General features: G+C 50.9%; 13 protein-coding genes and 1 tRNA gene. 9 read left to right on the top strand and 5 right to left on the bottom strand.

The features are described 5' to 3' along the window. Window positions 1-629 precede the first annotated feature (629 nt). The gene (locus AC4IE7_RS08345) at window positions 630-1,433 is read left to right on the top strand and encodes an HAD-IIA family hydrolase (RefSeq protein WP_490776360.1); all 804 of its coding nucleotides are present in this window, start codon (window positions 630-632) and stop codon (window positions 1,431-1,433) included. An 11-nt stretch (window positions 1,434-1,444) separates the two neighbouring features. Next, on the top strand, window positions 1,445-1,906 hold the full coding sequence (gene ybiA, locus AC4IE7_RS08340) for a riboflavin biosynthesis intermediates N-glycosidase (RefSeq protein ID WP_490776359.1): 462 nt from the start codon (window positions 1,445-1,447) through the stop codon (window positions 1,904-1,906). A gap of 13 nt (window positions 1,907-1,919) precedes the next feature. Here ybiA and AC4IE7_RS08335 read toward each other — a convergent pair whose 3' ends face one another. After that, the gene (locus tag AC4IE7_RS08335) at window positions 1,920-2,468 is read right to left on the bottom strand and encodes a flavodoxin (protein ID WP_490776358.1); all 549 of its coding nucleotides are present in this window, start codon (window positions 2,466-2,468) and stop codon (window positions 1,920-1,922) included. Window positions 2,469-2,794: 326 nt separating this feature from the next. On the opposite strand from AC4IE7_RS08335, the gene AC4IE7_RS08330 reads away from it, so the two are divergent. Genes AC4IE7_RS08330 through AC4IE7_RS08320 form a run of 3 tightly spaced genes read left to right on the top strand, consistent with a single transcriptional unit; the run spans window position 2,795 to window position 5,491 of the window. After that, the gene (locus AC4IE7_RS08330; protein WP_490776357.1) at window positions 2,795-4,507 is read left to right on the top strand and encodes an AAA family ATPase; all 1,713 of its coding nucleotides are present in this window, start codon (window positions 2,795-2,797) and stop codon (window positions 4,505-4,507) included. Next, window positions 4,498-5,136: a glutathione S-transferase family protein gene (locus AC4IE7_RS08325; RefSeq protein WP_490776356.1), complete on the top strand. Its 639-nt coding sequence runs from the start codon at window positions 4,498-4,500 to the stop codon at window positions 5,134-5,136. The genes AC4IE7_RS08330 and AC4IE7_RS08325 overlap by 10 nt, the downstream gene beginning before the upstream one ends. A gap of 43 nt (window positions 5,137-5,179) precedes the next feature. Next, complete coding sequence (locus tag AC4IE7_RS08320) at window positions 5,180-5,491, top strand: hypothetical protein (RefSeq protein ID WP_490776355.1); 312 nt, start codon at window positions 5,180-5,182, stop codon at window positions 5,489-5,491. Window positions 5,492-5,522: 31 nt separating this feature from the next. On the opposite strand, the gene AC4IE7_RS08315 is transcribed toward AC4IE7_RS08320, so the two are convergent. From AC4IE7_RS08315 to AC4IE7_RS08305, 3 genes are read right to left on the bottom strand one after another with little or no spacing between them, the layout of a single operon-like run. Then, window positions 5,523-5,789 carry a BolA/IbaG family iron-sulfur metabolism protein gene (locus AC4IE7_RS08315; protein ID WP_490776354.1) on the bottom strand — a complete coding sequence of 89 codons (267 nt, stop codon included), beginning with the start codon at window positions 5,787-5,789 and terminating at the stop codon, window positions 5,523-5,525. Window positions 5,790-5,792: 3 nt separating this feature from the next. Next, a complete protein-coding gene (gene grxD / locus AC4IE7_RS08310; RefSeq protein WP_490776353.1) occupies window positions 5,793-6,116 on the bottom strand; it encodes a Grx4 family monothiol glutaredoxin in 324 nt (107 codons plus the stop codon). A 59-nt stretch (window positions 6,117-6,175) separates the two neighbouring features. Then, window positions 6,176-6,481: a rhodanese-like domain-containing protein gene (locus AC4IE7_RS08305; RefSeq protein WP_490776352.1), complete on the bottom strand. Its 306-nt coding sequence runs from the start codon at window positions 6,479-6,481 to the stop codon at window positions 6,176-6,178. A gap of 1,617 nt (window positions 6,482-8,098) precedes the next feature. Here AC4IE7_RS08305 and AC4IE7_RS08300 point away from each other — a divergent pair. Next, window positions 8,099-10,912 carry a 2-oxoglutarate dehydrogenase E1 component gene (locus tag AC4IE7_RS08300; protein WP_490776351.1) on the top strand — a complete coding sequence of 938 codons (2,814 nt, stop codon included), beginning with the start codon at window positions 8,099-8,101 and terminating at the stop codon, window positions 10,910-10,912. 435 nt (window positions 10,913-11,347) lie between these two features. Here the strand turns inward: AC4IE7_RS08300 and AC4IE7_RS08295 are convergent. Continuing rightward, window positions 11,348-11,424: transfer RNA gene (locus AC4IE7_RS08295), tRNA-Arg, on the bottom strand. A 307-nt stretch (window positions 11,425-11,731) separates the two neighbouring features. On the opposite strand from AC4IE7_RS08295, the gene AC4IE7_RS08290 reads away from it, so the two are divergent. The 3 genes from AC4IE7_RS08290 (at window position 11,732) to AC4IE7_RS08280 (ending at window position 13,175) form a co-directional block, all read left to right on the top strand. Next, window positions 11,732-11,890, top strand: coding sequence for a hypothetical protein (locus AC4IE7_RS08290; protein ID WP_490776350.1), 159 nt, complete (start codon window positions 11,732-11,734; stop codon window positions 11,888-11,890). Between the two features lie 230 nt (window positions 11,891-12,120). Continuing rightward, on the top strand, window positions 12,121-12,588 hold the full coding sequence (locus tag AC4IE7_RS08285; protein WP_490776349.1) for a mobile mystery protein A: 468 nt from the start codon (window positions 12,121-12,123) through the stop codon (window positions 12,586-12,588). After that, on the top strand, window positions 12,585-13,175 hold the full coding sequence (locus AC4IE7_RS08280) for a mobile mystery protein B (RefSeq protein WP_490776348.1): 591 nt from the start codon (window positions 12,585-12,587) through the stop codon (window positions 13,173-13,175). Before AC4IE7_RS08285 ends, AC4IE7_RS08280 begins: the two co-directional genes overlap by 4 nt. Window positions 13,176-13,189 lie beyond the last annotated feature (14 nt).

The raw sequence follows: 13,189 nt of genomic DNA, 5'->3' as shown, positions 1-13,189 counted from the left end.
AATCCCTCTCTCTCCGCCAAATAAAAAAAGGCCCCAATCGGGGCCTTTTTTTATTTGGCGGAGAGAGAGGATTTGATTCGAACCCTTCGTTCGAAAGGAACGCAGTGACGCAGACGCCGCAGCGCAGCGCAGGCGCCCCGCAAGGGGTGAGCGAAGCGAGTCACAAGGCGCGCAGCGACGCAGGACGCCGCAGCGTAGCGTAGGCGCCCCGCAGGGGCGAGCCGAAGGCGAGTCAATCCCGACAACCAGCACACTCCTAAGCCAAGGAGACCCTCGGCCCTTTTTTTATGGCGGAGAGAGAGGATTGATTCGAACCCTTCGTTCGAAAGGAACGCAGTGACGCAGACGCCGCAGCGCAGCGTAGGCGCCCCGTAGGGGTGAGCGAAGCGAATCAATCCCGACAACCAGCACACTCCCAAACCAAGCAGACCCTTTCTCGTTCCCACGCTCCAGCGCTGGGAGTGCATACGGTACGAGGTACAGGCTTCAGATATACACATTTCCATACAAAGCGCGCCAACAAGCAGAAATACGAATTCTGTTGAATTGTTCAAGCTGCCCCATAAACGTACAATGTCTAAAAAGCTGTTACTGACATCATTCGAGTCAACCCATCAAAATGAAATCCTGTGAAATCGCCTATTAAAGCCCTGCTGTTAGATATGGACGGCATCCTTTATCACGGCGAGAAGGCGATCCCAGAAGCCCTGCAATTTATGTCTGAGGTAAGAGATATGCCTCATGCCTTCATAACCAATAACCCTATCCTGCCTCCTGCCAGGGTCGCAGATCGTCTCGAGCAAATGGGGTTTGCCAGGCCAGCTGAGCAACAGATCGTCACCTCAGCTGAGGCAACGGCCCTCTGGCTAGCCAAGGAAAAACCTGGTTTTCGATACTATGCAGTAGGTGCTGAAGGTCTCCACCTGGCACTTCAGCTTCATGGGCATGAAGACCAGACAGAAGCTGAATTTGTTATCATTGGTGAAGGCGCAGGCATCGACTATGAGACGATTACCATCGGTATCAACCTGATCCTGAAGCGGGGCGCCCGACTGGTCTGTACCAATCCGGATCAGAGTGTTGATGCCAATGTGGATGGTCATCACCAGATACTACCTGGAGGTGGCGCTTTAGTAGCCCCCTTTGCGCTTGCCACAGGAAAAACTCCGCTATTCATCGGAAAGCCACAACCCTTACTCTATGAAATGGCGGCAGAACGTGTAGGCGTAACATTGGAAGAGTGCCTGATGGTCGGTGACAGGCCCGATACTGACATCGCCGGCGCCAGCAGGCTCGGTATGAAAACTGTGTTGGTGCGAAGCGGACGGTTTGCGCCGGGGGAAGCCTATCCCGAAGAGCTGCCTAAACCAGACTGGGACCTGGACTCCCTGACTGAATTGGGCTCGATTTTGTTAACAGGCCCTAGTGATTAAGGAGAACTGAGATGATCTTTTCCGAGGCCAAACAGCCTTACTACCTCTCCAGAGCCGATGTGAACCATCCTCTGGCCAGCTTTTCCAAACTAGGGTTTGAATTGGATGGTGCGGTTTGGCCCTCTGTCGAGCACTACTATCAGGGCATGAAGTTTGAACAGGCTGAACAACGTGAAGCGATCAGATCCGCCGATCACCCGAATCAGGCGCAAAAAATAGCTGCTGCCCATAAGCGGCAGATCCGCAAAGATTGGAAGCAAGTGCGGGAAGTGATGATGACCCGTGCCATTTATACTAAATGTAAGACCCATCAGGAGGTTGCTGCAAAGCTGCTGGAAACCGGTGAGCGGAAGATCACCGAAACCAGTCAGTATGACTACTACTGGGGATGTGGTAGAGATGGGCTGGGTCACAACACCTTCGGTAAGGTGTTGATGGCGGTTCGAGAGAAAATTCGCGAAGAGCAGAGTTAATTTATATGAAGCACTACACTAGCATCTGTGGCAGTATCTCTTCCAGCCAGGCATCGATACGCTGTTCTGTTAACAGATGCTGCAGATGTTGATCCAATACCAGACCGACAAAACGTCCATCAACGACTGACATGGAGTGGTTGAACTCAAAACCCTCGACTCCACATCCACCAATCATCTGTGCACCCGCCTTCTCCATAATGCGGTAGAGGCGCATCAATCCATCGACGAAATGGTCAGGGTAACTCTCCTGGTCACCTAACCCGTAGAGTGCAATCTGTTTGCCACTCAAGTCTACCTGTTTGATCAGTGTCAGAAATTCTAACCAGCTCTCCTCTTCGTTCCCGCTCGCCTTGCCAGGAAGTTTCCCATCGCTATAGGTTGGCGTGCCGAGAATAAGCTTGTCATAGGCGAGAAACTGATCCTTGTCGATGCGGTTGACGTTAATCGGTTTTGCAGCTGGATCACCCTCCCGGCATGAGTTTATCTTGCGGGCGATCTTTTTTGCTATGAGACGGGTTGTACCCGATTCAGTGCCGAAGAAGATTCCGATTTTATGCATGTTGAAAATTCCATCAATGTTTTGTCTCAATTGCAATTGGGTAAGGCAATTTCCAAGCCAGAAAAAATATCTATCTCTTCACTAGTTGATGAATTCGTTATCTATCGCACTCTGACGCCAGTGTCCACTGGATGGAGGTCACTGTCAGTCACATAGAAACAGTACAAAACATCGATTTAAAACCTTTCAAAATCGACAATGAAGGCTTTCCGACTGTTATAAATGTGACAAGCCATATAAATATTTCTTTAAATTCAGTCACTAAAGTACTGGTATATCCCTTGCTTGAATCTGATGAATCTATCTGTTCATGGGGTTTCCTGGGTATGAATCTTCAAATAGAGCGCAACTATGTCGAGTTGATGGTCAATGAGTTTCCTGACTTGTCTCTGTTGAGCGAACAACTCAAATTCGGCAACCGGGCAGAAGTCCCATTCCAGCGACTTTCATCCCAGCAGTTGGGTTATCTGCGCAATCTCTATGAAGATGCAGGGCCGGGGATGGCAGGACAGGCGGCGCAACTTGCCAATCTGGAACACGCCGTAAATGATCCTGGAGTTCGATATTCTGAGGATGATCTCGAACGATTGGTACCCGATATTGCGGAGTTTCTCCTCAAAGATGCCATACGGGGGTGGTTGTTCAAAGCAGATGCCACAGGTCGTCCTGCCCCATATCTCGTATCACGGATCGATTTCACGCCTCCGGGGGAGGAGGAGAACGGACGTATTCTTCTAGATCTCAAGGCTAATGCCATGGCCAAGATTGTTACCGTCAACCTGGTAATCCGCAGTCGGGATATCGTTGACAAATCCTTAGCAGAGATATTTGCCAGCAAGGGCTTTCTCAAGGAGACCGAAGCGCTGATTGCCGCCTATGATAGGTCGGCGGAGCGTTTCTTCGATTGGCGTTCCGATTATGGACGTCAGTTTAATGCAAAGGGGACAGGTATCTTCGCTGATGATCCAACAGCTTCGCATCGAAATACAGACTGGAGCCGAAAGAACCGTGTTGTACTCTCCAGTGGGGGTGGTTGGGCGAGACTGGTCAATGATGAAGAGATTCTCAAAGAGCGTGCCCTCGCTATGGATCTGCCTGGGGATATCCTTGGCAAGTATCTGAGCAAGGCAGGGCGCAGCACCCGCTTTGATGAAAAGGTTGAGGGTGCGACCGAGTCACTGCAGCAAGAGATCCCCGAAAAACTCTTCACTGAAGTGCCGGTACATGGCTACATTCTCCTATTCCATCTCGATCTTCACCACCATCTTTGGGTCCATGTCGATGATATGAAACCCTATGAATACCAATCTGAGCTGAAAGATAAACTGATACTGCCTCCGGAACAGACCGATTTGATCGATATCCTGACTGCGGAGATGGATCTGCTGATGGACGATATTGTAGAGGGCAAGTCAGGTGGCACCACTGTACTTTGTGCCGGGCCACCAGGCGTTGGCAAGACACTTACTGCCGAGGTCTACTCCGAAATTATTCGCCGACCGCTCTATCGGGTTCACTCCGGTCAGTTAGGGCTCAATGTTACCGAGATGGAACGGGCGTTGAAGGAGACCTTGACCCGGGCTCAACGTTGGGGTGCGGTAATGCTTATCGATGAGGCGGACGTCTACATCAAGCGGCGGGATGACAATATCGCAGCCAATGCGGTTGTGGGGGTCTTTTTGCGCGTATTGGAGTACTTCAACGGTCTGCTTTTTTTAACTACCAACCGGGTCGATGATATCGATGAAGCCATCGTCTCCCGCTGCATCGCCATGATCAAATATCATCCTCCGGAGTTTGAAGACCGGCGCAAGATCTGGTCGGTTATGGTTGAACAGTTCGGACTCGATATTGAAGAGCAGCAGATCGAATATCTTGCGCAGATCTACCCTAAAGCCAGTGGTCGCGATATCAAGGGGTTGGCTAAACTGGTGGCAAAATATTGCCAACATAAATCTGTTGAGCCCACCCTTGATGTGTTCGAGCGTTGCTGTGTCTTTCGGGGCATGGAGCCAGAGAGTGTGTCGTCATGTCCATGAAGTTCTACATGACACCAGGTTCATGCAGCACTGGAATCCATATCCTTCTGGAAGAGCTTGATCTGGTATTCGAGGCTCATCTGGTGAATCTAATGGCAGGTGATCAACATAGAGATGACTATCTGGCAATAAATCCGAAAGGGACAATTCCAACCCTTCTGCTGGATAGTGGAAAAGCTTTGACTGACTTTCAATCCATCGCCTGGTGGTTAGCTCGGAGCCATCCCAAGAGCCAGCTTATTCCACAGGAACTTGAGGCAGAGGTTCGAGTGTTGGAAGTGATGAATTATGCGGTTAACACCCTCCACGGGGAGGGTTTCACCCGTATTTTTACTACTGATCAATACACCACTGATGCCGACAGTCACGAGGCGATTAAAGCACGAGGGCAGGAGATAGTTGAGCAGGGTTTTACCATTGTGGAGAGCTGGCTGGAGGATCGCGACTTTATCTCAGAGCACTTTGGTATCGCAGACGCAGCCCTTTTTTATGTTGAATTCTGGGCCGATAGAATCGACATTCCTCTACCGGAAAACCTGCTCAATCACTACCGCCGGATATTGCAGCGAGCCTCGGTCAAACAGGTTTTGATGGAAGAGGGATACGCCTCTGTTTACAGAAAATCATGATGCTTTGGGCAACAGTTATCAAATAGGGGAGGTTGGAATAATCATGAATATCTGGGCACTCGACAAAGCGACAGAAATAAAGGCACTCCTGTTGCTGCTTAAGGATCGCTTGATCGAGGAATCCTGGTTCCTGGTCAGTGAAGAGCTTGACGATAGACAGTCGGTACGCCTCCATAGCACAAACGTACCCGGTGTAGCTGCTTATGTCTCTTTACATGGTCAGAACCCCGGTCACTTTGGTATCCATCTTGAGTATCCAATATTAGAGGGGGCGAACCGCTACGATAACACTCAGATTGCTGAGGGTCTGAACGAGGAGAGGGCTTTGGAACTACTGGCAATGCATCTGGGGTGATTGGATGGCACCCAGAGCATTCCCATGCAGATCAACTCAGTGGTTGTATCTGAATCAGTCCCCCCTGACCTGAGAGTTCTTTTGGTGTCTTTGCTTTAATCGACAGGGCGTGCAGTGCGCCACTGCTGATCTCTTCCTTAAAAAGCGCCAGGATCGGTTTTTGTCTGTTGAGGATGGTCTGTCCGGTAAATGATTCACTCACAACGAATAGTTCGAAATTGCAATCCTCCCCGGCAATGTCGACAACTGCATCAGGATGCAGGGTTTGAATTCGTGCGACGATCTCTTCCTCTTTCATCTGCTACTCCTCAGCCTCAGTGGCATCCTTCAGCATTGGCACTAATTCACCACTCTCATACATCGCCTCAACAATGTCACTTCCACCAATGATTTCACCCTTGATGAATAACTGGGGGAAAGTAGGAAAGTCGGAAACTTCTGGCAAGGCCTGCATGATCAAAGGGGAGGAGAGTACATCCACATGGGCGAATCCAATATTGGTCGCCTTCATCACTGCAGCAGCCTTGGCAGAGAAACCACAACGGGGTTCATCCGGTGTGCCTTTCATATAGAGAATCACAGGGTGGTCAGTCAGCTGTTGGCGGATCTTATCCGTGGTTTTCATAAAGTTGTTCCCATTAATTACTAATCTGGCGACTTAGTATGTCGTGTTCAGCCGCAGAGTTAAGATTGTTGAAAGCGCTCCCAAGCCTCCCAGCCTCCAGAGAGGTTGTGTACATTATTCAGGCCCATTTGGGTTAGGAAACTGCACAGGTCACGGCTCTGATTGCCGTGGTAGCAGTAGACCAGTACCGCCGGATTGTTGCGACGCTGCTGGATCAGTTTGCCGATGGTCTCATCTGATACGGAGAGCGCACTGGGTAGTCGTCCTCGGCTTTGGCTCTGATGATCCCGCATATCAATGATTACTGGATTGGCATCTGACAAAAGCGTGTTGAGATCTGAAACCTCAATATCTGAATAACTCACAGGATCTCCTGGCTCGGTTTGCAAGGTTATTTGAGAAGACAGCAAGAAATGTTCCAATAGAGAAGATGCTCTTATCTGTCTGTTTTTCGGGCTATCTATTGCAGAAGTTGGCGGTGGTGGATTGTCAGTTATTCTACAATTGCGTTTTTTGCAAGGTTGCAAGTCCCACAACAGAATGTGACACCTACCTATTAAAGCCTCCCCGACAATAGTGTTCGTAGAGTAGTACAAATAACTACCTGATTACCCTCCAAAGTTAGCTACGGTGATAGTTAAGGATCTGCGGTAGGTTGCAAGTGGGTTTTGTGAATTTTCAGCGCGATTTGGTGGGGCAGGGCCCCACCCTACGCCTATACAGACGGGTAGGGTGGGGCCCTGCCCCACCAACTGTATTACCCGCATATTACGTATATACAGGTTGATATTCTTTGTGCTGAGTATGGAGGGTAATTAGAAATAACTATAAGGCATAGATCAGACAAGCTCGAAAAGTAAAAACACGCATTCAAGCCCCACTCCCCCGCAAGAGAGTGCTGTAAAAGCCCCTCGCCCTTGACGGGAGAGGGGTTGGGGAGAGGGTGAGCGCCCAGCGCTTGATGAAACTGAATCGTATGCGGCAAGATCCAATCAATCCTTGTCGTGTTGATTAATCATCTAGATGATGAGGACGCTGAACACCCCATCTCCCTCGCAAGAGGGTACAGAAAAAGCCCCTCTCCCTTGACGGGAGAGGGGTTGGGGAGAGGGTGAGCGCCAAGCGCTTGATGAAACTGAAGCATATGCGGCAAGATCCGATCAATCCTTGTCGTGTTAAGTAATGATCTAGATGATGGTGTTGTTGAACACCCCCCTCTCCCCCAGCCCCTCTCCCGCAAGGGGAGAGGGGAGTGAGGTACAAACTGGCAACATCGTTACAGGTAGATAATGCATAGGTCGGGAGGAAAGACCTACATATGCTCCAGACAGGTTTCATGCCGCTCGAATCCTATACAAAATAATCCACCGACTGTTGTTACCGAATCCATCCTTTTTGTTAATCAGTAAGCCCCTCTCCCTTGACGGGAGAGGGGTTGGGGAGAGGGTGAGCGCCAAGCGCTTGATGAAACTGAAGCGTATGCGGCAAGATCCGATCAATCCTTGTTGTATTGAGTAATGATCTAGATAGTGGTGTTGTTGAACACCCCCTCTCCCGCAAGGGGAGAGGGGAGTTGAGGTGCAAACCGGCAACATCGTTTACAGATTAGACCGGGTAGATCGTTTACAGAGTGCAAAGATAATAAGATTCATCGCTTGATTATTTTTATCAAGAGGATGGAAGATCACCTCCGTAGTGGAGATCATAACAAAGAAAAACATAGGCTAATCCGACAATAATCTATGTCGGCGAAGCTAGTAACCTCCCCTCAGGTTAGTTATAGGTCAGCATTGCTGATCTGCTTGAAATCCATTCACTTCTCTATTCCCCGGGTGATACACTGAAGCACTCCAGTACACCGATAATATCCCAGCCCACGGTGCACTGAGATGCAGATAAACTGCGCTGATGATCACTATTTGTGACACTCTCTTCAGGGTTAGACTGACCGCTGATGGTACTCGTAAAGGTAGGAACTAAACGTGGAGAAGCAAGCGAAAACTCAACGTCGAAGGTCAGACTTCGTCGGCGCTAGTGCTGAGTACATCGACCAGCTGTATGAGGCCTTTTGCGAAGATCCCAATCAGGTATCACCCGAGTGGCGTAGCTTCTTCTATGGTTTTGATCATGGTGTCTCTGCAGAGGCGAGTCCAGCCATCAAGAGACCCCAGGTTCCGACTATCCACTCAGGGCTGGACCGTTTGTTTATGGCCTACCGCCTGGCCGGACACCTCTATGCTGATCTGGATCCACTCGATCTGCTGGAACGTCAACGGCCCAAAGAGCTGGATCCTGCCTACTATGGGTTGGATGATGAGGACCTTCGGCAGCAGGTTAATGTGGTTTCCATTGAGGCAGAGCAGACGCTGACAGGGAAAGAGGTGGTTGAGATCCTTGAGCAGGTCTATTGCGGTAGTGTGGCCAGTGAATACCTGCATATCAGTGCAGCAGATGAACGGCGCTGGATCGAACGTCGACTGGAGTCGACCCGGGGTGACTGGGCAGCGCAAAACAGCCGCCGTGAACGCATCGACACCCTACGGGATTTGACTGCAGCTGAAGGCCTGGAACACTATCTGCATCGACGCTATGTGGGGCAGAAGCGTTTCTCTCTTGAAGGTGGCGACTCACTGATTCCTCTGCTGGACGAGATAGTGCAGGGCGGTGGTCAGCGTGGTGTCACCGATGTGGTGATCGGCATGGCCCATCGCGGTCGCCTGAATGTCTTGGTCAATCTGCTGGGCAAGGCGCCCAGTGAACTCTTTTCCGAGTTCGAAGGAGATCATTCTGCGGATCACCGATCCGGCTCCGGGGACGTTAAGTATCACCAGGGTTTCTATTCCAATATTCAGACCCAGGGCGGGCCTGTTCATCTGTCACTGGCATTCAATCCCTCTCATCTGGAGATTATCGGGCCGGTGGTGCAGGGTGGCTGTCGTGCGCGTCAGGATCGGCACCAGGAGGACGCAACCGATCTGGTATTGCCTGTAATCGTACACGGTGATGCAGCCTTTATTGGACAGGGGGTGGTTACTGAGACATTGAACCTGTCGAAGACCCCGGCCTATGGCACAGGCGGCACCATACATGTAGTGGTGAACAACCAGATTGGATTCACTACCAGCCATCCCCAGGAGGCGCGTTCCACCCTCTACTGCACTGAAGTGGCGAAGTTGATTCAGGCACCGATCTTCCATGTCAATGCAGACGATCCCGACGCAGTACTCTTTGTAACCCGGCTGGCGATCGATTACCGCCTGACATTTCAAAACGACGTTGTGATAGATCTGGTCTGCTACCGGCGACAGGGTCATAACGAAGCGGATGAGCCAATGATGACCCAACCGCAGATGTACCAGCGCATCCGCAGCATGCCGACCACTCGTCAGTTGTATGCTGAGCGACTGGTTGCGGACGGTCTCGTCAAGCCTGAAGATGCAGAAGAGATGCGTGAGAGCTATCGCTACGCTCTGGAACAGGGCAGGGTGGTAGTACGTGAATTTCTACGTGGCTCACGTAGTGGCTACGAAGCCCACTGGGAGCAGTATCTGAATGCGCTTCCAAGTGAACAGGTCGAGACCAAAGTCGAACATGATCTGCTCTGCTCTCTGGGGCGGCAAATTCTGAAACTCCCAGAGGGGTTTACCCTGCAACGGGCAGTGGCGCGTGTAGTGAATGAGCGGCTCAAAATGGTTGAGGGCGAGGTGCCTTTTGATTGGGGTATGGCGGAAACCCTGGCCTATGCAACACTACTGCAAGATGGCTACGGAGTGCGTCTGTCGGGACAGGATTCGATTCGGGGTACCTTTGCTCATCGTCATACAACCTTCCATGACCAGAAAGACTTTCTGACCTATACCCCTCTGGAAAATCTGTTTGAGGGTCAGCCCAGATTCGAGGCGATTAATTCTATCCTTTCGGAACTTGCCGTGCTTGGTTTCGAGTATGGCTATGCCACCTCAATGCCCGGCACCCTGGTGATCTGGGAGGCTCAATTCGGTGATTTCGGCAACGGAGCACAAATGGTGATCGACCAGTTCATCGCCAGCGGATATCTTAAGTGGGGGCGTCTATGCCAATTGACCCTGTTCCTCCCCCATGGTTTTGAAGGGCAGGGGCCTGAACACTCCTCGGCACGTTTGGAGCGTTATCTGCAGTTGTGTGCGGAGCTCAATATGCGGGTCTGGGTGCCCACCACCCCGGCACAGTTTTTTCACCTGTTGCGTGATCAGATGATGCGGCGCTTTCGTCGACCGCTGATTGTGATGACACCGAAAAGCCTGCTGCGCCATCCCATCTCCAAGTCTCAGCTCCAGGCCTTTACTGAAGGTGGTCTGGCACCCGTACTGCCTGAAGCGGATCAACTTGATGAGGGACGTGTGCGGCGTGTCGTGTTGTGTAGTGGCAAAGTCTATTACGATCTGCTGCAGGCCAGGCGGGAAAGGGGTATCGACGATATCGCCATTCTCAGGGTGGAACAACTCTATCCGTTTCCCCGCCAGAGATTGTCTGAGTTACTTGCAGGTTATAAAAAAGTGACCGAGATCCTCTGGTGCCAGGAAGAGCCCCGCAACCAGGGTGCCTGGTATCAGATACAACACCATCTGCGTTTTCTGGCTCAGGCCAAACAATCCCTGGGTTATGCAGGTAGACCCCCCTCAGCATCACCCGCCTGTGGTGATGGCGCGCTGCATAGAGAGCAACAGTTGGCACTGATCGATTCCGCCCTTGCCCCAGGCAGGGTAGATGATCAGGGAGAGCGTCTTGATGATACCGATGTGAGGCATTGGGCATGATCTAGGCTCAGCTAGGTAAGCGCCTGGGAGTCTGTCAGCCACGAGCCGTTAAAATAGAAAAAGCGGAAAAAGATGCAGCGATCACGCTCGATACCCTGGAGTGTGCCGCGCGAGCCCTTGATTGCCGTCTGGTTTATGCTCTGGTGTCAAGAAAACCACTCGACGATCTGGTTACCGAGCACGCAAAAAAACATCACACAAAAGGAATGGAGACCACGGGCACAGCATGAAGCTCGAAGCTCAGTGCATTGAGGTAGTTTCTTCAGAGTAGAAATTGGTGGGGCAAAAATGGCGCGCCCGGAAGGATTAACGGCTTTCAGCCGCTCTGCGGCACTTGCGTGCCTTGTCGAACCGACTGTTTTGATTCGGAGGTTCGAATTATCTTAGATTCAAGAGGGGCAGTTTCTTTAGGGGTATATATTGATAGAGTAAAAATGGCGCGCCCGGAAGGATTCGAACCTCCGACAACCTGGTTCGAAGCCAGGTACTCTATCCAGCTGAGCTACGGGCGCGTCGTTGTGACTCTATCAAGATATATTGCTCTTCACCTGGTTTCAACCCGCAGCAAAGTAAATTAGTGCTAGCACCAGTGTTATTGAAACAGGAAGCTTCACGGACGTACTGCCAGGTAGAAAGCATCCCATTGAGGCGTTTTCCTTCGAAGAACATATCTTGCACATCGCAAGTTTGAACAACTCGGCGAAGTGATATGGATTGCTTTATTCCGGTTCTTGGAGCACACCAGTCACTCTAAACCAGAGACCAGAACCGCGATCAGTAGCACGGCTACGAACCGGATATTTAACGAATGGAGAATAAATGACACCGACGAAATGCCCCACCTGCGGGAACAGCTATCACTGGCATTATGCCTTCGCCAAGTTCGGCTATGACGATCCTGCCACTTACCTGCCGCAACATATCCAAAACCTGCTGAACACCAAGCTCTCACCCGAAAGGCTATTTTTCTGCACCTAACATATCTGCCACCCGGTTAAAGGCAGACTGAATTTTCAAAAAAGGTCTGTAAAATCAGTATGAAATCTGGGAAAAGAATGGTACGAAAGTGAGGAATATGCGGCATTCAATATAACCTATATATTATTATTTCTTATTTTATTATAATATTTATGTTATTTTATTATTGCCATGATATAACTTATATGTTATTAACTCATTGTGTTATTTATAACGTATAGGTTATTCTCATGCGCCCCGAAGATCGTGCCACAGCCCGCCGTCAGCTAGACAAACGCCTCAGCCTCCTATCAGATGGTGATAGCCTCGCTCGTCCGCCATATGGCTGGATCAAGGCTATCCGTGAGGCATTGGGCATGACCACGGCCCAGCTTGGCAAGCGCTTGGGCGTCAGCCAGCCACGGGTCGTTAAAATAGAAAAAGCAGAAAAAGACGGCGCAATCACGCTCGATTCCCTAGAGCGTGCCGCGCAGGCTCTCGATTGCCGTTTGGTTTATACTCTGGTGCCGAGGAGGCCGCTTAATGATCTGGTGGCCGAACGCGCAAAAATCATCGCCAAAAAGCGGCTTGAGACCACCGGGCACAGCATGAAGCTGGAAGCCCAGGGCGTTGGGGCAGTCGATGAGAATGAGCAGCTCAAAAGCCTGATCAACAAAATTGTTGCGCAAGGCGGTTCCATGCTATGGGATGACACATGAGCGACGACTTCCTTGCTGAGCATGACGATGCCTCTACGCCTCTTTCTGCGGAAGAGCTGGAAGGGCTCATCCCTTCCTATATCACGTTACGCTCGGAACTGAACGAGGCAGAACAGGCCAACATTCTTGAAGCCGAAGAGTGGGCCTTCAAGCGCAAACGTGATGTGCTTTCCGAGAAATTCCTGAACGACCTGCACAAGCGCATGTTCGGGCGAGTGTGGAAATGGGCCGGACAGCACCGTCAGACTGGCAAGAACATCGGTGTCGATGCTTACCGCATTCCTGTGGAATTGCGCCAGCTTCTGGACGATGTTCGATTCTGGATCAGTAACGATACCTATCAGCCGGATGAAATCGCCGCACGGTTTCACCACAAGCTTGTCTGGATACACATATTCCCTAATGGCAATGGCCGTCATGCGCGTCTGGCCACTGATCTGCTTCTCACCGCCCTGGGCCAGCCACGTTTTACGTGGGGCCGGGAAAATCTGGTCGATGCCAATGAAACCCGGCAGGCTTACGTGGATGCCTTACGCGCCGCCGATCAGCACGATTACGGGCCATTACTCACCTTCGTCCGCTCTTAATCAACTTTTGCAAT

The organism is Candidatus Thiodiazotropha sp. AKAK3, assembly GCF_058244645.1.
This window is presented reverse-complemented; position numbering and strand designations above follow the sequence as displayed.